Consider the following 26,247-nt stretch of genomic DNA (forward strand, 5'->3'; position numbering starts at 1 on the left):
CTCATACGCCGACCAGCCCCGCCAGCAGCTGCATTAGGCGCCGCATTGGCTCGGCCAGCAGCGGCAGCGACGCCGCGATGCCGATCAGCCCCACCGACAGCGTGAGGGGAAAGCCGATCGCGAACACGTTCATCTGCGGCGCGATGCGCGAGATGATGCCCAGCACCACGTTGACGAACAGCAGCGTGGCAATCAGTGGCAGCGCGATCCACAGCCCGTGCGAGAAAATGACTGCCCCCAACTCGAACAGCCGCATCTGCCGCAGCGCGCTCCAACTGTCGTCGCCGACCGGGAACGTCGTGAAGCTCGCCGCCACGGCCTGGATCAGCAACAGGTGCCCGTTGAGCACGATGAACAGCAGCATGGTGACGTTGCCGTAGAAGCGCCCGACGGTGCTCGCCTGCGAGCCGGTGCTCGGGTCGAAGAAGCCGGCAAAGTTCAGGCCCATTTGCAAGCCGATGATTTCGCCTGCCATTTCGATGGCGGCAAAGACGATGCGTGCCGCCAGCCCGATGGACAGGCCGATGGCGAGTTGTTGCACGACCGCGCCGAGCGCGTGTGGGCTGTTGAGCGACAGCGTGGGCGGTGCGGGCAGGGCGGGCTGGATGCACACGGCGATCACGAACGCCAGCCCGATGCGCGTGCGCACCGGCACCGACCGTGACGAAAACAGCGGTGCCGCCGAAAATACCCCCAGAATGCGCAAAAACGGCCAGAAGATGGGTGCGATCCAGCCCATCAGCTGTGCCTCGGTGAAGGTCAAAAAGACGCCGTCCATGGCGCTGGTAGCCGTCGCGCCTGCGGGTGGCTCAGACCGCGTACTCCGGAATGGCCAGCAGTACCCGGCGGATGAACTCGACCAGTGTGGTCAGCATCCAAGGGCCCGCGATTGCAAAGACCGCCACCGCCGCCACCAGCTTGGGAACGAAGGACAGCGTTGCCTCGTTGATTTGCGTGAGCGCCTGAAACAGGCTGATCACCAACCCGACCACCAATACCGTGCCCAAAACGGGCGCTGACACCGCCAACAGCGTGAACATCGCTTGCTGGGCCAGGGTGAGGACGGCTTGCGGCTCCATGCGGGCTCCTTTATGGGGTGGCAAAGCTGGCGGCCAGCGAGCCGATGAGCAGATTCCAGCCGTCGGCCAGCACGAACAACATGAGCTTGAACGGCAGCGCCACCAGCACCGGCGACAACATCATCATGCCCAGCGACATTAGCACGCTGGCCACGATCATGTCGATGATCAGGAACGGGATGAACACCATGAACCCGATCTGAAACGCCGTCTTGAGCTCGCTGATGACGAAGGCAGGCACCAGCACCCGCAGGGGTGCGTCGTCAATGCGGGTGTCGGGCGGGAGCTTGGCCAGGTTAACGAAGAGTTGGAAGTCCGCTTGGCGCGTCTGGCCCTTCATGAACTCGCGCATGGGCGCTTCGGCAGCGGCGACCGCCTGCTCGAAGCTGGCCTGTCCCGTGCTGTAGGGACGGTACGCCGTCTCATAAACCTTGTCCAGCGTCGGCCCCATGACGAAGAAGGTCAGAAACAGCGACAGGCCGATGATGACCTGGTTGGGCGGCGACGCTTGCGTGCCCAGCGCCTGGCGCAGCAGCGACAGCACGATGACGATGCGGGTAAACGCCGTCATCATGAGCAAAATGGCCGGCAAAAACGACAGCGCCGTGAAAAACAGCAGCGTCTGGATCGGCACCGAGTAACTGGTGCCGCTCGGCCCCTGTCCGATGACCAGGGGCAGTTGTCCCGGCGGGGTGGACTGGGCCCACAGCGCCGCGCTGCCCGTGGCCAGCGCCAGCGCCAGTGCCCCTTGCAGCCAGCGGCACCTCGCCGTCATGGCGTGGGCTCCCGTCGTGGCTCATGGGTTTGCAGCGCGCGCGCCACGTCCGCGTAGCGGGGCGTGGGCGGCGCCCCGGGGCTGGCCGGGGCAGGGCTGGCGGCGCCCCGCCGAGCGGTGGTCCCCAGCGGCTGCACGTGCAGCGTGCGCACGTGCTGGGGCGTGACGCCCAGCGTCAGCTGCACCAGGCCCGCCGGGCCGTCGAGTTCCACCACCACCACGCGCTGCTGCGGGCCGACCATCAGCTGCGACACCACGCGCAGCGCGGCCGTATCGCCGCTGGAGGCTTGCCGTTGCCGGCGCCACCAGTGTGCCCCCCAGGCCAGCCCCGCCAGTATCGCCAGCAAGGCGAGGGCGGGGGCCAGCGATGCCCAGGTGCCGCTCATGTTCCCGCGCTCAATGCTTGCTCAGGCGCCGCAGGCGCTCCGATGGTGTCACGATGTCGGTCAGGCGGATGCCGAACTTCTCATTGACCACCACCACTTCACCCTGCGCGATCAAGTAGCCGTTGACCAACACGTCCATCGGCTCGCCCGCCAGCGCATCGAGCTCGACGATCGAGCCCTGTGCCAATTGCAGGATGTATTTGATTGGCACCTTGGTGCGGCCCAGCTCCACCGACAGCGTGACGGGGATGTCCAGCACCATGCTGATGTCGTTGTTACCCGTCGGGGCTGGCGGTGTACCGTCGAAGGCTGGCGCGCTGGCAAATGCACCGCCACCGCCGTGGTCGGTGCTGGCCTGCTCCTGCAGCGCTTGCGCCCACTCGTCGGCCAGGGCCTGTTCGTCCACCGGGGTGGCCGGCGGGTTGTCGTTCTCATTTGTCATAGTTCATCCCTCCGTGGGCGTGCCAACTCTGGTCACTGCTGCGGATGGTGCGCACCACCTTCAGGGCGTACTTGCCGTTGTGGGTGCCGTATTCACATTCGAGCACGGGCACGCCGTCCACTTTGGCCTGGATGATGCGCTGTCGTTCCAGCTCGATGAAATCGCCCGGCTTCATGGCCAGCAATTGCTCGACCGTGGCCTCCGCCGTGGCCAGTTCGGCCACCAATTCGACCTCGGCCGCCTGGATCTCGTGGCTCAGCAGTTTGACCCAGCGTCGGTCGACTTCCATCGAGTCGCCCTGCGTGTTGGAATACAGCAGGTCGCGGATCGGCTCCAGCGTCGAGTAGGGGATGCAGACATGCAGCGAACCGCTGATGTCCCCAATCTCGAGCGTGAAGCTGGTGCTGACGACGATTTCGCTGGGCGTGGCGATGTTGGCAAACTGCGGTTGCATCTCCGAGCGCTGGTAGACCAGCTCCAGTGGGTACACGCCCTTCCACGCTTTTTTGTATTCCTCGGCGATCACGTCGACCATGCGGTTGATGACACGCTGCTCGGTGGGCGAGAAGTCGCGCCCCTCGATGCGGGTGTGAAACTTCCCCGTGCCACCGAACAGGCTGTCGATGACGCCAAACAGCAGGGTCGGCTCGCACACCACCAGGCCGCTGCCACGCAGCGGGCGCACAGCCATGATATTGAAGTTGGTTGGCACCACCAGCTCGCGCAGGAACATGCTGTACTTTTGTACCTGCACCGGGCCGACCGAAATTTCTGGGCTGCGACGGATGAAGTTGAACAACCCCACGCGCAAATTGCGTGCGAAGCGCTCGTTGATGACCTCCATCGTGGGCATGCGCCCACGCACGATGCGTTCCTGGCTGGACAGATCGTAGGTGCGGATGCCACCGGTCTGCACCTCTTCCTTGGCCAGCTTCTGGCTCTCACCGGTGACGCCCTCGAGCAGGGCGTCGATCTCGTCCTGGGACAAAAACGCGTCGCTCATGGTCGTCCGTCTAGTGCGTCAAGTGCAAGGTGCCTGTTGCTTCACTGCACGATGATGCTGGAAAACAATACCGCCTCGACCGGGCTGTAGCCCTTGTAAGGTTCCATGTCGGCGGTCTTTTGCACCAGCTCCAGGATTTCTTCGGCCAGCTTGGCCTTGCCTTCGGCGCTGAGCAGCTCGTCGGCCGTGCGGCGCGAGATCAGCATCAGGATGCCGCTGCGGATGGCGGGCATGTATTTTTTGACTTCCTCGGCCGTCTTGGCATCTTCGAGCTGCAAGGTCAATCCGACTTGGGCGTAGCGCGTCGTGCCTGGGTCGGCCAGGTTGACCACCACGGCATCCAGCGGCATGAAAGTGGGCGCGGCCGCTGCGTCCTTCTTCTTCGGCTTGGGCTTGGCTTTCTCGTGATTGGCGGGCGCCTCAGCTTCGTGCTCTTCTCCCCCGCCTTTGAGGAGGAAGAAGGCGGCGCCCCCCGCTGCCGCGAGCACGACGACGAGGGCGATGATGATGATCAGGAGCTTTTTGCTCTTGGGTTTTTCGGCGGGGGCGGCTGCTGGGGCGGACATGATGTCAAAGGCATACCAAGGATGAACCGATCGCCGACGACACGACGTCGGGCGCGACGTGGCCTATTGTGTCACGGCTGGCCGCGCACGCAACGAGGAGCGTCGAATGCATTGTCGCGCCCTCTCGAACGCTGTCCAAAGCCCAAAAACCGGGTGCTTTGTCCTGTTGCTCGGTAGGCTGGCGGCACCACTGCCCGCGCACGCCGTGGCGCGACTGGGAACGTCGCTGCCCCCAGGCCGTGTCGCTCAGGCATAGACGTCGAGCCCGACGCCGCCCCTGTCTCGCTGCAAGCGCGCCGAGGACACGGGTTCCGCGGCGTCCGTCCCGGTCAGGGCCGTCAACCCCATGCGCACCGCGCGGCCAGCGGCGGGTGTGCCCGAATCCTGGCCTTGGCCCTGGGCCGATTGCCCCCCCACCTCCATGCCGCCCAGTGCCAAGCCGGCGCGCGCCAGCGCATCGGCCAGTGCGGTCGGTGCCTGCGCTTGAATCAACTGGCGCAGGGCCGCGTCGTCGGTGCGAAAGCGTAGTTGCGCCACGCCGTCATTGAGCGTCACGTCCACGGATAGGGGGTCGTCCAGTCCCTCGCGCACCGAGAAGCTGGCGCGCTGCGTCTTGCCACTGGCCCACAGGCTCACTTGGGCGCCGATGGCTTCGAACGTGTCGGCCAGTGCCGCGCCTAACTGCAGGCCGAAGTCGGCGGACTCGGCTCCCTCCGTCGCGGCGGGGGCGCTGCCCGGGTCGCCGATGCTGGGGTTGCCCGTCGTCGGCCCGTCGGTGGTGCGTGCGGCCTCGCGCCGGTCGCCGGCCACGGACAGGCCGTTGGGTTCCGCCCCCGCCAGGGCCTGCGCGGCGGCAGGCGCGGCAGAGGCCAGCAGCGCATCCAGCCGCGCAGCGCCCGCGGTGTCGTGGGGCCCGGCCGCATCACTGCGGGCGCGTGCATCCTCGGCGACGGGCGAGGCATTGGCACTCTCGGCAGCGGTGGCGCGCGTACCCGCAGTGGGGCGCTGCTTGGCGCGCGCCAGTGTCGAAACCCACTGACCAAAGGGGGCGCCTGCCGTGCCGGCGTCGGCTGCTGGCCCCGCCGAGTGGCCCAAGCCGCCCTCGCCGGCCAGGTCGGCGACCGGGTTGCTGCGGCGCTTGCCGTCGCCCGTGGCTGCCGCAGGGTCGGGAATGAGCGCTTGTGTTGGAGGGTCGGTCTCCGTCGGCGACGTATCGATCCCTTGCGCCGCTGACAACAGACTGGTCGCCAGGGCAGCGTTCAGCGGATTTTCTGCCGGCGCTGACGTGAGCGTGCTGGCCGTTTGGGGTAGCAAGGCGTTCGTCTCTGGTGTGATGTCCTCCGCTGCGTTTTCGGCCTGCGCGTCCGTCGTGGCATCGGCCGTGATGCGGTCAACAGCGGTACCACCAGGGTCGTCGGCAAACAACTCGGCCAGCAGCTGGGCGAACGGGTCGTTTTGGGCCGGGTCGGCGGCGCTGGCGGCGGTCGCGGCTGGGCGGTTCGCACGCTGGGTCGCTGGGGTGGCGTGCGCGTGCGAGGCGGCTTCGGTTTTCATGGCGGGGCTCCTGTCGTGGGCGGGGCCAAGGGTCACGGGGGCGGCGGATGGCGGCGTCGGTGCACGGTGGCCGCCATTTCGTCGAAGGCTTTTTGTTCCAGGCGCTGCTGACGCCGCAGCCAATCGTGCTGCCAGCGCTGTTGCACGCGCTGCAGCGTGGCGAGCGCGCGCTCGGCGTCGATCAGTTGCGCCTCGTGGTGCGCGATGCGCGCGTCCAACTGTTGCAGCACCTGCGTCTGGTAGCCGATGGCTTCCTCCAGCTTGACCATGAATTGCCGGTGCGTGGCCAGCAGGGTGGGACTCACCCCCGCGCTGGCGCGCTGTTGCCAGCGCGCGTCGGCGTCATGCGTGTAGGCGTGCAGCTGGGCCATTTGGGCGTCGGCTTGCTGCCGCTCGCGCCGCGCTTGCGCCAGCGCTTGCGCGCACGCGTCGCGCCGCCGTTGCGCGAGCTCCAGCAACAGTCCCAGGTCGCGCGGTTTGTTCATGCGGCACCTCCGCGGGCATCACGCTGGGTGCGCGCAAGGGCTGGTGCCAGCACATCGGCCAACTGGCGCACGCTGTCGTCGAACGGGGCGCACTCGCGCATGTCCTGCATCACCAGCGCCTGCATGGCCGGGAAGAGCTGGATCGCCAGATCCGTCTCCGGATCGCTGCCTGCCACATAGGCGCCGAGCTGGATCAGGTCGCGGCTCTTTTGGTAGCGGGAATACAGCTGCCGGAAGCGCCGCGCCAGCGCCCAATGTTCCTCACTCACGACGTTGTGCATGACGCGCGAGGCCGACGCTTCGATGTCGATGGCGGGGTACACGCCCGACTCGGCCAGCGTACGCGACAGCACCACGTGTCCGTCCAAAATGGCGCGCGCGGCGTCGGCCACCGGGTCTTGCTGGTCGTCACCCTCCGACAGCACGGTGTAAAAGGCCGTGATGGAGCCGCCGCCTTCTGGCCCATTGCCGGAGCGCTCGACCAGCTGCGGCAGCCGTGCAAACGCGCTGGGCGGGTAGCCCTTGGTGGCCGGCGGCTCACCGATCGCCAGGGCGATTTCGCGCTGCGCCATCGCGTAGCGGGTGAGCGAATCCATCAACAGCAGCACGTGGCGGCCGTCGTCGCGAAACCGCTCGGCGATGGCCGTGGCGTAGTGTGCGCCTTGCAAGCGCACCAAGGGAGGGGCGTCCGCCGGGGCGGCCACCACCACGGCCCGCCCACGGTCGCGCGGGCCCAAGATGTCGTCGATGAACTCCTTGACCTCGCGGCCGCGTTCGCCGATGAGGCCGACCACGATCACGTCGGCCTGCGTGTAGCGCGCCATCATGCCCAGCAGCACGCTCTTGCCCACGCCCGAGCCCGCGAACAGACCGAGCCGTTGGCCGCGGCCTACCGTCAGCAGCGCGTTGATGGCCCGCACGCCGGTGTCCAGCGGCTCGCGCACGGGGGCGCGCTGCATGGCGTTGATGGGTGGACGTTCCAGCGGTTGCACCTGCACGCCGTGCAACGGGCCACCGCCGTCCAGCGGGTGGCCGTAGGCGTCCACCACCCGGCCCAGCAGGCCGTCACCCAGCGGCAGGCGCAGCACGCCACGGTCGTTGGGTACGATGGGGTGGGGCGCGTCGCCCCAGCGCGGCTGCGGGCGATACGGGGGCAGGGGGCGCACGCGCGCGCCCGGAGCCAGCCCCATCACTTCGCTGGCGGGCATCAAAAAGGCGCGGTCGCCGGCAAATCCCACCACTTCAGCGAGCACGGTGGCGCCCGCGTCCGGCGCGGGGGCGAGTGGGTCGGGGTTGGGGTCGATCACGCACTGCGAGCCGACGGGGGTGCGAATACCGCGAGCTTCCAGCACCAGACCGGCCAGGCGGGTCAGGCGTCCGCTGGTCTCCAGCGGCGTGGGCTGGCTGGCAGCCTGGCGCGCCGCCGCCAGAAAGCGCTCCCACGGGGCGAGGTCGGGCGTGGTGACGTCAGTCATGCTCATGCCCCTCGGTGGGATTCCAGGGCAGATCCAGTCCCAGGTTGGCCACCGCGCGCGCCCAGCGCCGCTCGATGGTGCCGTCGATACTGCCATGTGCCGTTTCGACCACGCAGCCGCCCGGGGTGAGGCGCGCATCCGGCACCAGCCGCACCTGCTGGCGGGTCAGCGCCTCCTCCATGAGAGGTCCCAGCCGCGCCGCATCCTGTGGGTGCAGGCGCAGCACCGCTGGGCGGGCGTCGTCGGTCAGCAACGACAGTGCTTCCTCCACCACGGCGCGCACCGGTTCCAGCGGCTGCGCCAATTCGCGCCGCACCACCTGGCGCGCGATGTCGCAGGCCAGCAACAGCACTTGGTCGGCCAGCCGACTGCGCACCGCGTCCAACTCCGCGTCCGCGGCGGCCAGAATCGCCATCACCTGCTCGGCGTGTGCCTGCGCTTGCTGGCGCAGCGGCTCGGTCAGCGCGTCGCGCGCCTCCTGCGCGCCGGTCTGGCGACCCTGCTCGAACCCCTGTGCGAATGCCTCGGCGCGCGCCCGCTCGAGGTCCTCCGGCGTGATCGCTGGCTCTGGCGCCGGTTCGGCAGCGGCGCGCTCGCGCTCGTCCACCGGCTCGAAGGCCCAGGCCGTGACCACCTGCACCTCCTCGCGCGGGATGAAGCGCTGATAGGGGTGTCCCCCGCGGTTAGACGAAGGCATCGTCGCCGCCTCCACCCAACACGATCTGGCCCTCGTCGGCCAGACGGCGCACGATCTTCAGGATTTCCTTTTGCTGCGCCTCGACCTCGGACAGCCGCACCGGCCCGCGCGACTCCAGGTCCTCCTTGAGCGCTTCGGCCGCCCGGCTGGACATGTTGGACAAAATCTTGTCGCGCAGCTCCTGCGAGGCGCCCTTGAGCGCCACCACCAACTGGTCGGACGACACCTCCTTGAGCACCATCTGCAGCGACTTGTTGTCCAGCTTGAGCAAGTCCTCGAAGGTGAACATCTTGTCCATGATCTTCTGCGCCAGATCCGGGTCCTGCTCGCGGATGGCGTCGATCACGCTGGCCTCCAGGCTGGTGCCCAGCAGGTTGATGATCTCGGCCGCCGTCTTGATGCCGCCCAGCGAACTCTTGCGGATCTTGTCGCCGCCGGCCAGTACCTGGTAGAGCGCTTCGTTGAGGTCCTTCAGCGCCGTGGGCTGAATGCCTTCTAACGTGGCGATGCGCAGCACCACCTCGTTGCGGGTGCGCTCGCTGAATTGTTTGAGGATGTTGGCCGCGTGGTCCTGGTCCAGGTGAACCAGAATCGCCGCCAGAATTTGCGGGTGTTCGTTGCGCAGCAGCTCGGCCACCGAGATGGGGTCCATCCACTTCAGGCTCTCGATGCCCGAGACGTCGCCGCCTTGCAAGATACGGTCGATCAGCAGCGCGGCCTTATCGTCACCGAGCGCCCGCTTGAGCACCGTGCGCACGTAGTTGTCGGTGTCCGACACCAGCAAACTCTGCGATTGTGCCTCGTGTGTGAAGCGCTCGATGACCGCCGCCACCTTCTCTTTGGGCACGGCGCGCATGCGCGCGATGGCCTCGCCCAAACGCTGCACTTCCTTGGGCGAGAAATGCTTGAAGACCTCAGCCGCCTCCTCTTCCCCCAGAGACATGAGGAAGATGGCGGCATCCTGCAGTCCGTCGTCTGTGTCGGCCATCTGCGTTCACCCGTTGCCGCTGGTTCAGGCGGCCGCCCCCTCGCCGCTGATCCAGCCCTTGATGATATTGGCCACGGCGACCGGGTTTTCTTTCGCCAGTCGGCGCGCATCGGCCAGCCGCAGCTCTTCGGGGGTGGGCTCATTGTGCACCGGTTCGGGCAAACCGGGGCGCTCGACGACTTCGCCCACCACCGCCTCGACCTGGCTGCCCGGGGCGGGCAGGGCGGCCGTCCCCGCGGCGCCAGCGGTGGCTTGTGCAGATGGCGGCTGCATCATCTTGAGCGCCGGGCGCACCAAGCCCAAGAACACGATCAACCCCAGCGCCACCATGCCCAGCGGCCCGGCCAGACTGCGCAGCAGGTCTTGCATATCCGGGTTTTGGTACCACGGGATTTCCACCGGCTCCACCTTCGGCTGATTGAACGGCGCGTTGACCACGTTGACCGAGTCCCCGCGCTCGGCGTTGTAGCCGATGGCCTCGCGCACCAAGGCCTGAATCTGTTCCAGCCGCTCGGGCGGCAGCGCCGCGGTCGCGGGGCCCTTTTTGGCGTCAGGGTTGGGCAGGTGGTTGATGACCACCGCCGCACTCAAGCGCCGCACCGTGCCGGTGGCGTTGCGCGTGACCGAGATGGTTTTGTCCACTTCATAGTTGACCACCTGTTCGCGCCGGGTGCGCTGATCGCTCGTGCCCGTCGCGCCCACCACCCCCACCGGTGCCCCGGGCCCGTTGATGGGCGCGGCTGTCGCACCGGGGGCCACGTTGGTGACTGCGCCTGGTACCCCAGCCGGGGTGTTGAGCCCCGGCGTGTTCTCTTCCACGGTTTGCGAGCTCCGTACCGCGGCCGGCTCCGTGCCCTGATTCGGGCGGTGCTGCTCGGTAGTCGACTCGGTCAGCGAAAAGTCCACATTGGCCGTCACCGTCGCGCGCACGTTGTCGCGGCCCACCACCGGCTCCAGCAAATCCAGAATGCGCTGCTGATAGGTCTGCTCTAGCGTGCGCACGTATTCCAGTTGGCGCGAGTCGATACCGTTGTCGGCCTCGGCCCGCTGTGACAGCAGCGTGCCGTTCTGGTCGATCACGCTGACCGCCTTCGGGTCCATCTCGGGCACGGAGCTGGCCACCAGGTGTACGATGCCCGCTACCTGCGTGCGGTCCAGCGTGCGGCCCGGGTGCAGGGTCAGTACCACGCTGGCGGACGGCTTTTGCTGTTCGCGAAAAAACCCATTCTGGTTGGGCAGTGCCAGGTGCACGCGCGCATCCGCCACCGACGCCAGCGACAAAATGGTGCGCGTAAGCTCACCTTCCAAACTGCGCTGAAAGTTCACCCGCTCCTGGAACTGCGTCATCCCCAGCCGCGTGGTGTCCATCAGCTCAAAGCCCGCCACCGTCCCTTTGGGCAGGCCCTGGCTGGCCAGTTTCATGCGCACATCGTTGACACGGTCTGCCGGCACCAGAATCGCGTTGCCCCCGTCTGCGTGCTTATACGGCACGTTCATTTGCGACAGTGCCGCCAAAATCGCGCCCCCGTCTTTGTCCGATAGGTTGGCATACAACACCCGGTAGTCCGGTCGGTTGGCCAGGTAAAACGCCATCGCCAGCAGCGCCACCATGGCCAGCAGCCCGGCGCCCAACGACAGTTTGCGTCCCGGGCTCAGGCGCTGCCAGCCGGCTAGCAGCGGCGATGGTGCCCGCTCGCCGGCGGGCGCAGGCAGGGAGGGGTCCAATTCGGCAACGGCGGTGGTCGAGGTAGCCATGGCGCGCATTATCAGAACCGTTGGCCGTGGCTAAAGTCCAAACAATCCCCTCCAGTCCGGGTTATTTGCGCTTATGCAAGCGGCTGTTCGGCCGGTAGCATCCCAGCCATCGTGTTCAACCCGGATCGGAGCCTGCCATGGACCTGCGCCTGCTCCCCATGACCACCGCTTCGATGAGTCCTGCGCAAGCGGCCGCGCTACGGGCCGCGCAAAAGGCGCTGGCGGCCAAAGCCGCCGCGGGCGCTGACGTGTCGGGGGCCGCTGCGTCGGCCTCGGCAACCGCCCCCCGCACGGCGGGTGCCGTTGCGCCCACCCGCGGCTTTGGCGAGGCGCTGCGCACCGCGCTGCACGACGTCAGCGCGGCGCAAAACCGCGCCAGCGCCCTGCAAAACCGCGTGCAGCTGGGCGACCGCAGCGTCAGCCTGGAAGAAACGATGGTTGCCATGCAAAAGGCACAGATCGGTTTTCAGGCCGCGCTGCACGTGCGCAACCGCATGATGCAGGCCTACACCGACGTCATGAACATGCAGGTGTGACCGGCCAGCGCGCCTCGTGCGGTCGTTGTTGCCACCCCCTGCGGCCTGGGCGACAATCGCGCCGTGAGATCCTCTCGACTGCCTGCCATGACCGACCGCAAGCGGCTGCCCATCGGCATCCAGACCTTCGCCAAGATCCGTGGGGACGATTATTACTATGTTGACAAGACGCCGTACGCGCTTCGGCTGATCGAATCGGGTTCGCACTACTTCCTCTCGCGCCCGCGGCGCTTCGGCAAGTCGTTGTTTCTGGACACGCTCGCCGAACTCTTCGCCGGCAACGAGCCGCTCTTTCGGGGGCTGTACTGCCACGACAAGTGGGATTGGTCCAAGCGGCATCCCGTCATTCGGATCAGCTTCGCCGAAGGGCGGCTGGAGAGCCGAGAGCAACTGGATGAGCGCATCCGCGAACTGCTCGACAACCACCAGCGCTCCCTTGGAATCCACTGCGAGCACCGCTCCATCCCGGGCTGCTTTGGCGAGCTCATCGAGCGGGCCACGCAAAAATACGGCCAACGCGCCGTCGTCCTGGTCGATGAATACGACAAACCGATCCTCGACAACCTCACCGAGCCGGAGGTGGCGCGGGCCATGCGCGAGGGCTTGCGCAACCTTTACTCGGTCATCAAGGGGCAAGACGCCCACATCCGATTCGCGTTTCTGACCGGGGTTTCCAAGTTCAGCAAGGTCTCGATCTTCTCGGGGCTCAACAACCTGCGCGACATCACCGTCTCGGCGGAGTATTCGGCCATCTGTGGCTACACCGAAGCCGACCTCGATGCCGTGTTCGCCCCCGAGCTCGAGGGGCTCGATCGCGACGACATCCGCCGCTGGTACAACGGCTACCGCTGGCTGGGCGAGTCGGTCTACAACCCGTTCGATGTGCTGCTGCTGCTGCAAGAGCGCACCTTTCGCGCGTACTGGTTCGAGACCGGCACACCCACCTTCTTGGTCGATTTGCTGCGCAGCCGCCAGACGTTTATCCCGCAGCTCGACACCCTGGTGGCCGATGATCAGCTGCTGGGCGCGTTCGATGTCGAGTACATCGGCACGGAAGCGCTGCTGTGGCAGACGGGCTATCTCACCATCACCGGCGTGGAGCGGCTCGGGGGACTCGTGCAGTACCAACTGGGCTATCCCAACCGCGAGGTGGAAAGCGCTTTCAACCAGGCGCTGCTGCGCGCCTGGGTGCCACCGCAGGTGCCCACGCAGCCGCTGCCGCTTCTGAAGAAGTGGTTCGCGCTTGATTGGACTGCCCTGCGCACGCACTTCGAGTCGCTCTTTGCCGGCATCCCGGCCGACTGGTACCGCGCGAATCCCGTCCTGCACTATGAGGGCTACTGGGCCAGCGTCTTTTACTCGCACCTCGCCAGCCTCGGGCTCGATCTCACCCCGGAAGACGTCACGAACCAAGGCCGCATCGACTTGACGCTCAAACTGCCGCAGGCCATCGTCATCATGGAGTTCAAGCGCATCGATGGCGACCAACCCACGGGCGAGGCGATCGCCCAGCTGCGACAGAGGGGCTACGCCGACAAATACCGCGCCGACGGCCGCCCCATTTGGCTGCTGGGCGTGGAGTTCAGCAGCGCCACGCGCAATGTGGTGGGGTGGGACGTTCAGCCTGCCTCCCCGGATCTTCATTCCTGACCATCCCGCGACGTGGGACAGAGCGGTGTCCGCGACGCGCGGGCACCGGATCAGTGCAGCCAAGCGCTGCGGATCGGCTCGCCTGGGGGCACGTCGCCCCACACATCCAGCCACGGCTCGGCCAGCGCGCGGATCTGCGCATCGTGGCGCAAAATGGCCAACATGATGCGGTGCTTCTCTGCCCGCTCGGCGGGCGTGAGCTGCGCGTGCTCACCCTGCTCGCGCAGGCGCTCGATCAACACCGCGCAGGCGCCTTCCAGTTCCACGACGCGGTCCCAGTCGTCGGCCTGCGCCGCTTGCAGCATGCGGGCGCTCGCGTCTTCCAGGGCTTGATAGACGTCCATCACGCTGGGGCTGGGTTTGGGGGTAGCGCTCATGATTCGGGCCTCCGGCAGTCGGCTGCTTACTGGGGGCGGATGGCTTTCCAGCCGTCGGCGACGGTGCGCAGATGCTGGCGTACCTCTGCGAACAGCGCACGGTCGCGCTTGGCGTGCGCCTCCGCCAAGCGGGCGGCGCAATAGGCGTACAAGCCATCGAGCCGCTCGGCCAGCTCGCCACCTTTTTCCAGGTCCAGTCCGCCGCGCAGGCCCTCTTGCAGCAGCATCACGGCCTTCTTCACCGCCTTGCCGCGCCTCTCCGTCTCGTGTGTCTCCAGGGCGCCCATCGCCACCGCGATCTGCTCATCGATCGCGTCGAACAGCATCTCGATCAGCCCGTGCGGGTCGGCCGTGGTGGCGCGGGTGCTGGCGGCCATCTGGCCGTAGGTCTTGGCGTGTTTCATGGGGGTCAGAGCAAGCATGGTGGCCCTCGCGTGATTGCGAACGATGTTCGATGACTTTTGTATCGTCCACGCCGAGTGCTTCTTGAGACCGACGATGCCCGCCGCAAGCCCCGATATACCCCCGCCCGATGGACGCTATTCGGGGTTAATTGCGGACTTTGGACTGTCGATCAAGTCGTGAAGGTTTCGCCGTCCCACCACCCCAGGCGCCACGCGTTCGATGTGCTCGATCATCACGCGAGCGGCGTCACTGTGACCGGCGTGGGCCATCGAGCGCGCCAAGCGCGCCATCGCGTGGATGTCGTCTGGGTGATCGGTGAGGTATTTTTCGTACTCTCCGATGGCCCCTGACAAATCCCCGATGGCTGCGAGCACGTCGGCATATGGCAAAAGGTACCGGGGCGTCAGACTGGCCAAGCACTCCAGTGCCTGGCGCGCGTGTTCGGTGTGTTGGTGGCGCAACGCCCAGTTGGCCACGCGAAGCAGCGCCAGTGGCCAAAGCGAACGCTGTTCGCTCTGCAGCACCGCGTCGTAGTGCGCCAAGGCGTCGTCCTCGCGTTCTTCCAGCTCCGCCAGCAGCCCCTGCGCGAGCGCTTGGTAGCTGCGGGCCGCATCGGCGTCTTGGGCTTGTTCCAGACCCGCGATCAGGTCACGCAGCGCTTTGGCATCGCGGCGCGAGAAGAGCTCTTCCATGCGCACGCGCGCCGCGCGCAAGTCGGCATGAGTGCGCGCACGCGCGAGATGGGCTCCACCGGTAGACTGCAGATCGGCCTGACACGCGTCTTGCAACGTCTGCAGTGCTCGTTGCTCGTCGGGTGACAGGGGTAGGTCGGACGCGTTGCGGCGATTCGTCCAGCGGCGCCAGCGCCCAGGCTCGCGGTACGTCAGCCAGCGCGGTGCCAGCGCCGACAGCGGGGTATTTTGCGCGTACTCTTGAGCGCGCAGCCGCGCGCGATCCAGGCCGCGCTCGATTTGCGTGCGCAGGCGTTCGGCGCCTTCCAGGTAGGTATCGTAGTATGCGGCCAGGGCTTGCTGAACGCCGGCGGCGTCCAGGCTATCCACATCGCGGGTGGTCCTCATGGCGCGCAAAAAGGCATGTGTGCTGCACTGGCGGATCAGGTTGGCCGTTTCCCTGTGCTGCACATCGATGCTGGCCTCCAGTTTGTCCAGGCGCTTGCGCAGATTTCGGTTTTGTATCGACCCGTCGGCTTGAAAGAGCTTGTCCACGACGCGGCGCGCGTGGCGCAGTTCGCCCTCCAGGGCCTTGATTTCATCCAACTTACGCTGCATGGCGCGCACCACCCGCTGCGCATGGAGGAGCCGGGTTTCATCAGTGTCCTGCACGGAAGGGGAGGGCGCCAACGGCCTCGCCAGTGCCGCTCCTTCCAACGCGATTTGTTCCAAAGGCAGGTGCATGACGCCTTCCATGCGCGCAGCCCCGGTTGCTGGGTTGTAGATTTCCAGCCCCTGACTGCGCCAGTACAGCGCCTGTTGGCTGAGCGTTTGCGCAGCGGCCGCAAAGTCGGCCGTGGTGCAGGCCCGCTGGCCCGCGTTGGTGTCGACCGTCAGTGGCGTCAGGTCGAAACGCGGGCCCACCGCTCGTTCATTGCTGCCTCGGGCATGGGTGTATCCTTCGGGCGTGAAGCACAGGTCGACACCGGCAAGAATCACCCGCGCCAACCCTAGCGCACCCGCGAAAGCCAGTGCCGTGTTGGTGACCGTGGGGCCTACCCCCAAGAGCGGCTCTGAGGGATTGAGCTTCGACGTCCACGGCAGCACGTTGCCCAGGTAATAGCTGCGGTGCGGCCATTGCGCGAGCAAGCGCGGGTTGACGTGGTACTGGTGGATGAAGGCGACCGACTCCCCGAACCGCAGCATGTCGCGGCTGATTTCATAGCTCATCTCGGTGGGGTCGACCGAGAACAAAAAATCGGGTTCCAGCCCCACGTCCAACAAGCGCCGACTGATGCGCGAGACGGCCAGCACGACGAGCCGCTCGCGGTGGGCCTTGACCCAATCGAGGGCATCGTCAAGCGAGGGGCCTCCGGCCAACAGCACACCGGTTCGTCCAGCCAGGGCGCCGCGCCAGACGCCCGCTGGAACCACGTTGTCTGCTGCATTGTCCAACTGGCAGGTGATGAACGCTTCACTGCCCCGCACCGCCACCGTCCGCCAGCGCAGGCTCGCCGCCGCTTCACGTAGCTCCCACGCCAGGCTGACGTAATCGGGGATATCCGGTGACTGGGCGGCTAGCGAGGCAACCACCTCCACACCGTCGATGTAGAGGTAGTCGGACAAGGATAGGGCTTGGGCAGCTTCGGCCCAGGTATCGGCTGGCGCGCATCGGATGTGGGGCGGCAAGTCCTCGAACAGACCGGCGGCGCGCAAGGTGTCGTGGACGGAGGGGAGGTCGACGAACAGGTACCGTGTGCCTGCGGGCGGGGCTTGGCGCTTGACGTGTTCGAGCAAGTGCCCGGAGTCACTGCCCGCGATCAGGTAGAGCGTGTCCTCCCGAAGCAGCTGGTCACGAAACACCTCCTCCAGCGTCAGACGGGCGCCCAAGCGGTCGAATGCCTCGCCATTGACGGCGTCGAGCACGCGATCGCCGAAGCGGTTAACCCGCCACGTCGGTGGCGGGCGGTGCGCCTCATCGTCGGCGATGATGGGCGGGATTGGGGAGTGTTGTGCGTCCATCTCAGGCTTCTGGCAGTGATTCGATGCGCTAGCATGATAGGGCGTAAGACTCCTCACCATCTACTCGATCAAGCCGATGGAAACCCCGCAAACGCTTGCTTCCGGTTCCGCACCGCTGTGTCTGGTCACGGGTGCCGATGGGTTCATCGGTTCGCATTTGGTGGAGCTCTTGGTGGCGCGCGGCTACCGGGTGCGCGCACTGGCGCAGTACAACAGCTTCAACCACTGGGGCTGGCTGGAGGGACTGCCGTGCCTACCCGAGGTCGAGGTGCTCACCGGCGACATCCGGGATCCCCATTTCTGCCGGCACATGGTCAAAGGGGTCGACGTGGTGTTTCACTTGGCCGCGCTGATTGCGATTCCCTATTCGTATATCGCGCCAGACAGTTACGTCGACACCAATGTACGCGGCACGCTCAACGTCTGTCAGGCCGCGCTGGAGGCCGGCGTGCGGCGTGTCGTCCACACCTCCACCAGCGAGGTGTATGGTACCGCCCGCTACGTGCCCATCGACGAGGCCCATCCGCTGCAACCGCAGTCGCCGTACAGTGCCTCCAAGATCGGTGCTGATGCGATCGCGCAAAGTTTTTACAGCAGTTTTGGCCTCCCTCTTACGGTGGCGCGGCCGTTCAACACCTACGGTCCCCGCCAATCGGCGCGCGCGGTCATTCCCACCATCATCAGCCAAATCGCGGCCGGCAAGCGCCGTATCGAGCTAGGTGACCTCACGCCCACGCGCGATTTCAACTACGTCGAAGACACCTGTCGCGGCTTTCTCGCGTTGGCCGAGTGCGCCGCGGCGGTCGGCGAGGTGGTCAATATCGGCTCCAACTCGGAGATCTCGATCGGCGATACGGTGCGCTTGATTCGCGAGCTCATGGGCAGCGACATCGAGGTGGCGCAGGACGAGCAGCGGCTGCGGCCACCCCAGTCCGAGGTATTTCGCTTGTGGTGCGACAACCGCAAGATCGAGCGATTGACGGGCTTTCGGCCCCAGGTCTGCCTGCGCGAGGGTCTGCAACGGACCATCGATTGGTTTACCAACCCCGACAACCTGCGCCGCTACAAGGTCGATCGCTACAATGTTTGACGTTGCCCCCTTCATCGGCTTCGTGCGGGAGCTGTACGGACGGCCCGATGGGCCGATACCGTTGCACGCCCCGATCATGGGCGAGCGAGAGAAAGCACTGGTGGCCGAGGCGATCGATTCGACCTATGTGTCCAGCGTCGGGGCCTTCGTGACGGCGTTCGAAGCCAGCGTGGCGGCTTTCGTGGGCGCCCGGCACGCCGTGGCGACGGTCAACGGCACGGCGGCGCTGCACGTGGCGCTGCGGGTTGCAGGAGTGCAACCCGGCGACTTGGTGCTGACGCAGGCGCTGACGTTCGTGGCCACGTGCAACGCCATCCACTACTGCGGGGCACAGCCCGTCTTCGTCGATGTGGAGGAGACGACGCTCGGGATGGACCCGGACGTACTCCGCGAGTGGTTGTCAGACCATGCCACCATGCAGGCCGGGGTCTGCGTTGAGCGGGCATCGGGGCGACCGATCCGTGCCTGCGTGCCGATGCACACCCTGGGTCATCCCGCCCGGGTCGACGAGATCGCGGATGTGTGCGAGCGCTGGGGCTTGCTGCTGGTGGAGGACGCCGCCGAGTCGCTGGGCAGCACCCGTGGCGGGTGCCACACGGGAACCTTCGGCAAGCTGGGGGTATTCAGCTTCAATGGCAACAAGATCGTCACGACCGGCGGCGGTGGCATGATCGTGACCGATGACGAGGCGCTGGCGCGCCGCGCCCGGCATTTGATAACGACGGCCAAGCTGCCCCATGTGTGGCGGTTCGACCATGACGAAGTGGGATATAACTATCGTATGCCCAACCTGAACGCCGCGTTTGGCTTGGCACAGATGGAACGCTTGCCCGAGCTCTTGGCCAGTAAACGCAAGGTCGCAGCGGCTTATCAGGCAGCGGCGCAGCGTCTTGGGTGGACATTCGTTTGCGAGCCAGCGGGCGCGTACAGTAACTACTGGCTCAATGCGCTGCGCTTGTCCAATGCGCAGGAGAGAGATGCATTTTTGCAAGCCACCAACGACGCCGGTGTGATGACGCGGCCACTGTGGACGCCGATGCATCGGCTGCCGATGTACGGCGGCTGCCTGTGCGCACCGCTGCCAGTGACCGAACGGCTGGCGGATACCGTCGTCAATGTCCCCAGCTCGCCCTTGTCAGGAGGCGCGGTCTAAGATGGCACCGCGCCGCATCGCCGTCGTGACCGGCTCGCGGGCCGATTATGGGTTGTTGTATTGGTTGATACACGACTTGCATCGTGCGCCGGATTTCGAGTTGCAATTGGTCGTCTCCGGCATGCACCTGATGCCGCAGTTTGGCCGTACCATCGAGGTTGTCGAGCGCGATGGTTTTCCCATCGCTGCCACAGTGGACTTGGAAATCGATGCTGACACGCCGCATGCCTTGGCGCGCGCCATCGGCACCGGGACGGCCGGCTTCGCCGATGCGTTTGCGCAGCTGGATCCCGAGCTGGTGGTCATACTCGGCGATCGGTTCGAGGCCTTGGCGGCAGCCACCGCGGCGTTTGCGCAGCGCAGGCCGATCGCCCATTTACATGGTGGCGAAGTCACGGAAGGAGCGCTCGACGATGGCTTTCGGCACGCGATTACCAAGTTGTCGTCTCTGCACTTCACGGCAGCGGAGCCGTACCGCCGCCGCGTCATCCAGATGGGCGAACCGCCGGATCGAGTCTACAACGTGGGGGCTCCTGGGCTGGAGCATTTGACGCGCACGCCACTGTTGTCGCGCTCCGAAGTGGAGCGCGCAATCGACTTCGCGCTGGGTGATCAAGCGTTTCTGGTCACGTTCCATCCGGCGACGCTCGACGCTGACGACCCGGCAGACCAGTGCCGTGAACTGCTGGCTGCGCTGGACGCGTTTCCCCAGGCGCGCATCATCATGACCTTGCCCAATGCGGATCCGGGAGGGCAGGGCATCATCGCGTTGCTGCAAGCGTACGCGCAGCGTCATGCGCAGCGCTGCCGGCTATTCGCGTCACTCGGACAGCAGCGTTACTTGTCCCTGCTGCGCTGGGTGGATGTCGTCGTCGGCAACTCATCGAGCGGGCTGATCGAGGCGCCCAGTGCCAAATGTGCGACGGTCAACATCGGCGAGCGTCAACGGGGTCGGCTGCGCGCGGCCAGCGTGATTGATTGCCCGCCTCGCAAAGCGGAGATCGAGGCTGCGTTGCGGCGCGCGCTGGACCCAGATTTTCGGGCTCGTTTGAGCGACGTCCAAAATCCCTACGGTGACGGCGCCGTTGCGCAGCGTATTCTGACCGTCTTGCGGCGGGTCGATCCGCTTGCGCTGGTGCACAAACGGTTTTACGACGTGATGGTGCCGACCCATGCTTGACCGCCCCTATCGCAGCGGCGTTGTGGTGATCGCCGAAGCCGGTGTCAATCACAACGGGCAGCCGGAGATGGCCTTCGCGTTGGTCGAGGCGGCTGCTCGCGCGGGGGCTGACATCGTCAAATTTCAAACCTTCCAAGCCGCCAGCCTGGTCACGCCCGATGCGCCCAAGGCCGCCTACCAGCAGCGCGCCACCGGGGCGCAAGAGTCGCAACTCGCCATGCTGCAACGGCTGGAGTTGCCTGCCGCCCTGCACCGTGAACTCATGGCCCACGCGCAGCGGCAAGGTTTGCGGTTTCTCTCTACCGCGTTCGATGAAGCCAGCCTGCACTTGTTGGTCGACGAGCTGGGGCTGTCCTTGCTCAAAATCCCGTCGGGCGAGCTCACGAATGCCCCGTTTCTGCTGCAGCACGCGCGCACCGGGGCCGAGCTGATCGTCTCCACCGGTATGGCGACGTTGAGCGAGGTCGAGCTCGCCCTGGGCGTGATTGCCTTTGGTCGCGTCGCGGGCGCGCAGGAGCGCCCTGGGTTGGCGGCGTTTCAGGATGCCTATGCCTCGCCCGAAGGACAGGCCGCCTTGCGCCAGGGCGTCACGCTGTTGCACTGCACGAGCGACTACCCGGCTGCTCCTGAGCAGGTCAATCTGCGCGCCATGGACACGCTACGGGCGGCATTCGGTTTGCCGGTGGGCTATTCGGATCATACGCTGGGCATAGAAGTGACGCTGGCTGCGGTGGCGCGCGGCGCCTGCCTTATCGAGAAGCACCTGACACTCGACCGAACCCTGCCGGGTCCAGACAACGCGGCATCACTGGAGCCCGATGAGATGGCCGCGCTCGTGCGCGGCGTGCGCACGATCGAGGCGTGCCTGGGCGATGGCATCAAGCGGCCGCAGCCGGGCGAGGCTGCCACCGCGGGCGTGGCCCGCAAGAGCTTGGTGGCGCGTGTGCCGATCGCCGCGGGGCAGCGGTTGGGCCCCGAACAGGTGGCGGTGATGCGCCCCGGTACGGGCATGCCCCCCGTGCGGTACTGGGACGTGATGGGACGTGCCGCCTCGCGTGACTACCAACCGGGCGAATTGCTGGATGAATGAGCCGGTCGTGATTCTGGGCAGTGGCGGCCACGCCCGCGTGGTGCTGGATGTGCTGCAGTGCATGGGCCGCACGGTGGCGGGCGTGCTGACGCCCGAACAGCCCGTCGGGGCCGAATGGGATGGCGTGCCGGTGTTGGGCGACGACGCCTGGCTCGCATCGGCGCAAGCAGCGGGGTATGCCTACGCGGTTGGCATCGGGGCGGTCCCGGGCCGCATGGGGCTGCGTCAGGCGATGTGCGCACGCTTGCGCCAATTGGGGCTGCCCGTCCCGGCGCTGGTGCACCCGTCGGCCGTTGTGTCCCGCCGGGCTGCCGTGGCGGATGGCGTGCAGGTGATGGCCGGGGCAATCGTGCAGCCTGGGGTGTCGTTGGGCATGCACGCACTGATCAACACCGGGGCGCGCATCGACCACGATACCGTCATCGGTGAGGGTGCCCACATCGCGCCCAGTGCCGTCCTGTGCGGCGATGTGCGTGTTGGCGCGGGTGCCTTCGTGGGGGCGGGCGCGGTCGTGTTGCCGCGCGTGGTCATCGGCGACGGCGCCGAGGTGGCCGCTGGCGCCACGGTCACATGCGACGTTCCGCCGCGGCACCGCTATATTCCAGGGCACCCCTTCAAGCGGCTGGGAGATCCGACATGACGAGCGACTGGCAAAACCTATGTCTGCGCAGCCATGACACCCTTCGCCACGCCATCGAGGTGATCGACCGCGGGGCCAAGCGCATCGCGCTGGTGACGGACGACGCCGGGCGGCTGATCGGCACGGTGACCGATGGCGACATCCGTCGCGGCATTCTGCGCCATTTGAGCCTGGATGCGCCAGTGGCCGAGGTGATGAACGCCCAGCCCCGTGTGTTGCCGCCACAGTATCGGCGCGAGGAGGCGCTGCAACTGTTGGGCAGTGCCCAAGTGCTGCAGGTGCCGATCGTGGACGACAGCGGCGTGCTCGTCGGGCTGGAGACGTTGACGGACTTGCTCAAGCGCCCCCGGCTGGAAAACCCGGTATTTTTGATGGCGGGGGGGTTTGGGACTCGCCTGCGCCCTTTGACCGATCGCTGCCCCAAGCCGATGCTGCCGGTGGGTGGTAAACCCATGCTCGAGCATATTCTGCAAGATCTCATCGACTATGGGTTCTACCGGTTCTATATTTCGGTGCACTATCTGCGCGAGCAGATCATCCAGCACTTTCAGGACGGCAGCCGCTGGGGCGTGACCGTCCAGTACATTCACGAGGACGAGCCGCTGGGGACGGCGGGGGCGCTAGGGCTGCTGCCCAAGGAAGCCGTGCAGCGCCCAGTGATCGTGGTCAATGGCGACATCATGACGCGCGTCGATTACGAGGCGCTGCTCCAAGACCACGACCGCCACACGCCCGCGGCCACCGTCTGCACGCGCCAGTACGATTTTCAGGTGCCGTACGGCGTCATCGCGCACGAAGGACAGCGTATCACTGACATTACCGAGAAGCCGGTGCATCACTTCTTCGTGAGCGCGGGCATCTACGTACTGGCGCCGCAAGTCGTGCATGCCATCGAGCCGCGTGTGCGCCTGGACATGCCCGATTTGCTCAAGCGCCAGATCGTAGCCGGGCACGAGGTACGCATGTTCCCCGTGCACGAGTATTGGCTCGACATTGGGCGCATGGGCGATTTCGAGGCCGCCCAGCGCGATATTTTGCAAGTGATCGGCCGTGGCTGAGCGCGGCTCGCGTGTCCTTGCCTTGATCCCCGCCCGCGGGGGTAGCAAGGGTGTGCCCGGTAAAAATATCCGGGACGTAGCGGGCAAACCTCTGATCGCGTGGAGCATCGAGGCGGCCCGTCAAGCCCGCAGTATCGATCGCGTGGTCGTGTCCTCCGACGACCAGGCGATTTTGGCCGTTGCCCGTGCGTGGGGGGCTGAGGTTCCCTTCGTGCGTCCGCCCGAGCTGGCCCGAGACGAGACTCCGGGCATCGACGTCGTGCTGCACGCCCTGGCGTGCCTGCCGGATGCCGAATGGGTGGTGCTGCTGCAGCCGACGTCTCCGCTGCGGTCGGCACGGGACATCGATGCTGCCGTGGAACAGTGCCTGGCGACGGGTGCGCCAGCCTGCGTCAGCGTGACCGAGGCGCACATGCCGCCGTGGTGGCTGTTTCGACTCTCGGCCCAAGGGCGTTTGCAATCCTTCTTGCCGGATGGGGAACGGCCGCAGCGGCGCCAAGACGCGCCAGCCTTGTACGCCCTTAATGGCGCGGTGTATGTCGCCCAGACCCACTGGCTGCGCCGCACGCGCTCGTTTGTGACCGACGAGACCGTCGCCTACGTGATGCCGCCAGAGCGTTCTGTGGACATCGACACCCCGCTCGATCTGGCGATGGCAGACTGTTTGCTGCGCTGGCACAGTGGCGAAAGCGGCTGAGTGCCGCTTTCGCTGTGGCATTTGGCTGAGACGTCAGCCCTGCAGCAAACGCAGCACGTTTTGTGGTAGCTGGTTGGCCTGGGCGATCATGGCGGTGCCGGCTTGCTGCAAGATCTGGGTGCGGCTGAGGTTGGCCGTCTCGGCGGCGAAGTCGGCGTCCATGATGCGGCCACGGGCGGCAGACTGCTTCTCCGCTGCGATGCGAATGTTGCTCATGATATTTTCGAAGCGGCTCATAATCGCCCCGAGATTGGCGCGGCGCGTGACGACACTTTGTAGCGCTGTGTTGATCGTTGCCAGCATGGCGCTAGCGCCCCCGGCAGTAGAGATTGTTAGGGCGTTGAGCGCAGTGGATATGGAACCGATACTCGTGATATTTACCGTAACAACCTGTCCTTGGCTCGCCCCCACCTGAAAAGAGTAAGCGCTAGCGTTCGCCCCCAGGATCTGTCGGTTGTTGAAGCTGGTTTGGGCACGAATTCGGCCGACTTCCTGGCGTAGCTGCAGAAATTCAGTGTGCAGATTGGCACGGGCGGTATCGTCGTTAGTTCCGTTGCGCGCACGGATCGCTAATTCGCGAATTCGCTGTAACACGTCGGAAAGGGAGGACAAGGCACCATCCGCCACTTCTGCCAGCGAAATCCCATCGCCAGCGTTGATGAGGGCCATACCCAAGCCGCGCACTTGAGATTGCATCCGCTCGGCGATGGCCAGCCCTGCCGCGTCGTCCTTGGCGGTGTTGACGCGCAGGCCCGACGACAGGCGGGCCATCGTCGTTTGCAGCGACTGCATGTTGTTGACGGTGTTGCGCTGGGCGTTCAGCGACATCACGTTGGTGTTGATGGTCAGCGCCATGGTTCGACTCCTTCACATCGGCAAGAGGTGTATCTACGAAGGCGCGGCGCTTGCGGGGTGTACACGTGCCGACTGCCCATGGCCATATTTTCGGCAAGGTCAAAAACATTAAAGCCCCGAAAAGCGGGGCTTTGCCAGTCCAAATCGAAGGAATGCTTACTTGGGCTTAGACCAGCTCCCAAGCTGCTGTGTGATGTAGTTACTCAGGCTGTTGTACTGGGCCATCTTGGTGTCCAGTGCCGTGTACTGGGCGCGCAGGCGTTGCTCGTTACGGGCTGCTCGCTCTTCGATGCGACGCATTTCTTCGCTTTTTCGGTTCACCGTATCCTTGAGTGACTTCTCGCGCAAAGCGGCAGACCCTTCGGTTGCGAGTGCATCGCGAGTGAAGTCGCGGATACCCCGGGCCACACCCGCCGGAGTATCAGCGAATACTCTCTGCACTGCTTCGGGGGCAGCGAGCGCTGCCTCTAACGCGGAGGTGTTCAAGGACAAAGATCCATCGCGCTCAAATGAAAGTCCTAAGTCGCTTAGTCGTGCGAGCGGACCACCAGCCACTTCCGCACCAGCGTAATTCCGCAGCATGGTCAGGATACCGATCGCGGCCTGGTCGCCGCGCAGCGGCCCGTTGCCCTGGCCAGTGGGGTCGGCCCGCGTCAGGTCCTTGATGGTTTTGCTCAGTTCGTTGAATGCCGTCTGAAACGCCTTGACGGCTTCGGCCATGGCGGCGGTATCGCTGCGCACATTGACCGTGGCGGGGGAGGGCGTGATGCTCTTGGCTTCCAGCGTCAAGCCAGCAATCGTATCGCTAAAGGTGTTGGACGCCGATGTGACAGCGATACCGTCGATCTCGAGCACGGCGTCTTGTGCGGCGGCGCTCAGCGTCAACCCGACGATACCCCCACCGTTGTTGAAATACGACAACGCCCCCAAGCCTGTGGTGCCGTCGGTGATCAGGTCATCGTTGGCGTCATAGGCTCGGATCTCGAAGCCCTGGGACGCCCCTGTCTGGCTGCTTTTGAAGACCAGATTCTCCTGGCCTCCGCTGCGCACCACCACCGCCGTGACCCCGGCATTGGCTTGGTTGACTTTGGTGGCAATGTCGCTCAGGGTGTCCGTCGCGGTGACAGTGACGCTGACCGGGGTGCCACCGGCGCTGAAGCTGCCACCGCTCCAGGTGCCGCGCGTGAACTCCAGCCGGCCTTCCAATCCCAAAGGGGTTCCAGCTGCAAAGCCAGTGGCCGTTCGCGCCGACTGGGCTTGTGCCAGCGCCTGTACGCTGACCTGGTAGCTGCCGGCCATGGCCCCGCCACTGGTGCGGACTGATAACGAGTTTTCGTTGCTGGAGGTCGCCGTATTGCGTTGCCACAGCGACGTGTCGAGCAGCTTCGCAGCCGCATCCTGCAACTTGGCCAGGCCAGACTTGATTTGGCCCCACGCCGAGATGCTGCTCTGCAGACCGCCGATCTGGGACTGGATCTGCTGGATCGGCTTGCGCTCGAGGGCGACAAGCTGAGAGATGATACCGTTGACGTCGAGTCCGCTGCCGACGCCGGGGGCTGAGATGGCCATGGTCTACTCCTGCGACAGTGGCGTGTTATACGTCGACAGGCGTCTGGGC

At 65.9% G+C, this 26,247-nt stretch carries 27 protein-coding genes; 9 read left to right on the forward strand and 18 right to left on the reverse strand.

Features of this window, described 5'->3' with window-relative positions; translation table 11 throughout:
- Position 1: 1 nt before the first annotated feature.
- The 13 genes from fliR to fliF all read right to left on the reverse strand — a co-directional run bounded on the left by fliR (position 2) and on the right by fliF (position 11,205).
- On the reverse strand, positions 2-778 hold the full coding sequence (fliR, locus tag ACPP3B_RS09890) for a flagellar biosynthetic protein FliR (RefSeq protein ID WP_299020461.1): 777 nt from the start codon (positions 776-778) through the stop codon (positions 2-4).
- A 31-nt stretch (positions 779-809) separates the two neighbouring features.
- Positions 810-1,079 (reverse strand): flagellar biosynthesis protein FliQ, encoded by a 270-nt coding sequence (gene fliQ / locus ACPP3B_RS09895; RefSeq protein ID WP_299020460.1) that lies wholly within the window; start codon positions 1,077-1,079, stop codon positions 810-812.
- A gap of 10 nt (positions 1,080-1,089) precedes the next feature.
- Positions 1,090-1,854, reverse strand: a complete 765-nt coding sequence (gene fliP / locus ACPP3B_RS09900; protein ID WP_299020459.1) for a flagellar type III secretion system pore protein FliP — start codon at positions 1,852-1,854, stop codon at positions 1,090-1,092.
- A complete protein-coding gene (locus ACPP3B_RS09905) occupies positions 1,851-2,240 on the reverse strand; it encodes a FliO/MopB family protein (RefSeq protein ID WP_299020458.1) in 390 nt (129 codons plus the stop codon). The genes fliP and ACPP3B_RS09905 overlap by 4 nt, the downstream gene beginning before the upstream one ends.
- Before the next feature lie 10 nt (positions 2,241-2,250).
- Complete coding sequence (gene fliN / locus ACPP3B_RS09910; protein ID WP_299020457.1) at positions 2,251-2,682, reverse strand: flagellar motor switch protein FliN; 432 nt, start codon at positions 2,680-2,682, stop codon at positions 2,251-2,253.
- On the reverse strand, positions 2,672-3,685 hold the full coding sequence (fliM, locus tag ACPP3B_RS09915) for a flagellar motor switch protein FliM (RefSeq protein WP_424858878.1): 1,014 nt from the start codon (positions 3,683-3,685) through the stop codon (positions 2,672-2,674). Before fliM ends, fliN begins: the two co-directional genes overlap by 11 nt.
- Before the next feature lie 41 nt (positions 3,686-3,726).
- The gene (gene fliL / locus ACPP3B_RS09920; protein WP_424858879.1) at positions 3,727-4,251 is read right to left on the reverse strand and encodes a flagellar basal body-associated protein FliL; all 525 of its coding nucleotides are present in this window, start codon (positions 4,249-4,251) and stop codon (positions 3,727-3,729) included.
- Between the two features lie 246 nt (positions 4,252-4,497).
- Entirely contained in the window at positions 4,498-5,805 is a 1,308-nt protein-coding gene (locus tag ACPP3B_RS09925) for a flagellar hook-length control protein FliK (RefSeq protein WP_424858880.1), read from the reverse strand.
- 32 nt (positions 5,806-5,837) lie between these two features.
- Positions 5,838-6,290 (reverse strand): flagellar export protein FliJ, encoded by a 453-nt coding sequence (gene fliJ / locus ACPP3B_RS09930; protein ID WP_424858881.1) that lies wholly within the window; start codon positions 6,288-6,290, stop codon positions 5,838-5,840.
- Entirely contained in the window at positions 6,287-7,765 is a 1,479-nt protein-coding gene (fliI, locus tag ACPP3B_RS09935; protein ID WP_424860178.1) for a flagellar protein export ATPase FliI, read from the reverse strand. The genes fliJ and fliI overlap by 4 nt, the downstream gene beginning before the upstream one ends.
- The gene (locus tag ACPP3B_RS09940) at positions 7,758-8,462 is read right to left on the reverse strand and encodes a FliH/SctL family protein (protein ID WP_424858882.1); all 705 of its coding nucleotides are present in this window, start codon (positions 8,460-8,462) and stop codon (positions 7,758-7,760) included. Before ACPP3B_RS09940 ends, fliI begins: the two co-directional genes overlap by 8 nt.
- A complete protein-coding gene (fliG, locus tag ACPP3B_RS09945; RefSeq protein WP_424858883.1) occupies positions 8,449-9,450 on the reverse strand; it encodes a flagellar motor switch protein FliG in 1,002 nt (333 codons plus the stop codon). Before fliG ends, ACPP3B_RS09940 begins: the two co-directional genes overlap by 14 nt.
- Positions 9,451-9,474: 24 nt before the next feature.
- A complete protein-coding gene (gene fliF, locus ACPP3B_RS09950; protein ID WP_424858884.1) occupies positions 9,475-11,205 on the reverse strand; it encodes a flagellar basal-body MS-ring/collar protein FliF in 1,731 nt (576 codons plus the stop codon).
- A 137-nt stretch (positions 11,206-11,342) separates the two neighbouring features.
- On the opposite strand from fliF, the gene fliE reads away from it, so the two are divergent.
- Both fliE and ACPP3B_RS09960 read left to right on the forward strand, forming a co-directional pair.
- Positions 11,343-11,741 (forward strand): flagellar hook-basal body complex protein FliE, encoded by a 399-nt coding sequence (gene fliE, locus ACPP3B_RS09955; RefSeq protein ID WP_424858885.1) that lies wholly within the window; start codon positions 11,343-11,345, stop codon positions 11,739-11,741.
- 87 nt (positions 11,742-11,828) lie between these two features.
- Positions 11,829-13,391: an ATP-binding protein gene (locus ACPP3B_RS09960; protein ID WP_424858886.1), complete on the forward strand. Its 1,563-nt coding sequence runs from the start codon at positions 11,829-11,831 to the stop codon at positions 13,389-13,391.
- A 50-nt stretch (positions 13,392-13,441) separates the two neighbouring features.
- Here ACPP3B_RS09960 and ACPP3B_RS09965 read toward each other — a convergent pair whose 3' ends face one another.
- The 3 genes from ACPP3B_RS09965 to ACPP3B_RS09975 form a co-directional block, all read right to left on the reverse strand.
- Positions 13,442-13,768, reverse strand: coding sequence for a flagellar protein FliT (locus ACPP3B_RS09965; RefSeq protein WP_299020313.1), 327 nt, complete (start codon positions 13,766-13,768; stop codon positions 13,442-13,444).
- A gap of 26 nt (positions 13,769-13,794) precedes the next feature.
- Positions 13,795-14,190 carry a flagellar export chaperone FliS gene (fliS, locus tag ACPP3B_RS09970; RefSeq protein ID WP_299020316.1) on the reverse strand — a complete coding sequence of 132 codons (396 nt, stop codon included), beginning with the start codon at positions 14,188-14,190 and terminating at the stop codon, positions 13,795-13,797.
- A 117-nt stretch (positions 14,191-14,307) separates the two neighbouring features.
- Positions 14,308-16,866: a 6-hydroxymethylpterin diphosphokinase MptE-like protein gene (locus tag ACPP3B_RS09975; protein ID WP_424858887.1), complete on the reverse strand. Its 2,559-nt coding sequence runs from the start codon at positions 16,864-16,866 to the stop codon at positions 14,308-14,310.
- Between the two features lie 76 nt (positions 16,867-16,942).
- Between ACPP3B_RS09975 and ACPP3B_RS09980 the strand changes: the two genes are divergently transcribed.
- The 7 genes from ACPP3B_RS09980 to ACPP3B_RS10010 are packed head-to-tail and all read left to right on the forward strand — an operon-like array spanning position 16,943 to position 23,774.
- Positions 16,943-17,956, forward strand: coding sequence for an NAD-dependent 4,6-dehydratase LegB (locus tag ACPP3B_RS09980; protein ID WP_424858888.1), 1,014 nt, complete (start codon positions 16,943-16,945; stop codon positions 17,954-17,956).
- On the forward strand, positions 17,949-19,109 hold the full coding sequence (locus ACPP3B_RS09985) for a LegC family aminotransferase (RefSeq protein WP_424858889.1): 1,161 nt from the start codon (positions 17,949-17,951) through the stop codon (positions 19,107-19,109). The genes ACPP3B_RS09980 and ACPP3B_RS09985 overlap by 8 nt, the downstream gene beginning before the upstream one ends.
- A gap of 1 nt (position 19,110) precedes the next feature.
- Positions 19,111-20,289: a UDP-N-acetylglucosamine 2-epimerase gene (neuC, locus tag ACPP3B_RS09990; RefSeq protein ID WP_424858890.1), complete on the forward strand. Its 1,179-nt coding sequence runs from the start codon at positions 19,111-19,113 to the stop codon at positions 20,287-20,289.
- Positions 20,282-21,379, forward strand: a complete 1,098-nt coding sequence (gene neuB, locus ACPP3B_RS09995) for an N-acetylneuraminate synthase (protein WP_424858891.1) — start codon at positions 20,282-20,284, stop codon at positions 21,377-21,379. The genes neuC and neuB overlap by 8 nt, the downstream gene beginning before the upstream one ends.
- Positions 21,372-22,019, forward strand: a complete 648-nt coding sequence (locus tag ACPP3B_RS10000) for a NeuD/PglB/VioB family sugar acetyltransferase (protein WP_424858892.1) — start codon at positions 21,372-21,374, stop codon at positions 22,017-22,019. Before neuB ends, ACPP3B_RS10000 begins: the two co-directional genes overlap by 8 nt.
- Positions 22,016-23,077 (forward strand): nucleotidyltransferase family protein, encoded by a 1,062-nt coding sequence (locus tag ACPP3B_RS10005; RefSeq protein WP_424858893.1) that lies wholly within the window; start codon positions 22,016-22,018, stop codon positions 23,075-23,077. Before ACPP3B_RS10000 ends, ACPP3B_RS10005 begins: the two co-directional genes overlap by 4 nt.
- Entirely contained in the window at positions 23,070-23,774 is a 705-nt protein-coding gene (locus ACPP3B_RS10010) for a cytidylyltransferase domain-containing protein (RefSeq protein WP_424858894.1), read from the forward strand. Before ACPP3B_RS10005 ends, ACPP3B_RS10010 begins: the two co-directional genes overlap by 8 nt.
- Before the next feature lie 33 nt (positions 23,775-23,807).
- On the opposite strand, the gene ACPP3B_RS10015 is transcribed toward ACPP3B_RS10010, so the two are convergent.
- Entirely contained in the window at positions 23,808-24,629 is an 822-nt protein-coding gene (locus ACPP3B_RS10015) for a flagellin (RefSeq protein ID WP_424858895.1), read from the reverse strand.
- 156 nt (positions 24,630-24,785) lie between these two features.
- On the reverse strand, positions 24,786-26,198 hold the full coding sequence (fliD, locus tag ACPP3B_RS10020; protein ID WP_424858896.1) for a flagellar filament capping protein FliD: 1,413 nt from the start codon (positions 26,196-26,198) through the stop codon (positions 24,786-24,788).
- Positions 26,199-26,247 lie beyond the last annotated feature (49 nt).

Source organism: Tepidimonas sp. HKU77 (genome assembly GCF_049728535.1).
In the GTDB taxonomy this organism is placed as follows: Bacteria; Pseudomonadota; Gammaproteobacteria; order Burkholderiales; family Burkholderiaceae_C; genus Tepidimonas.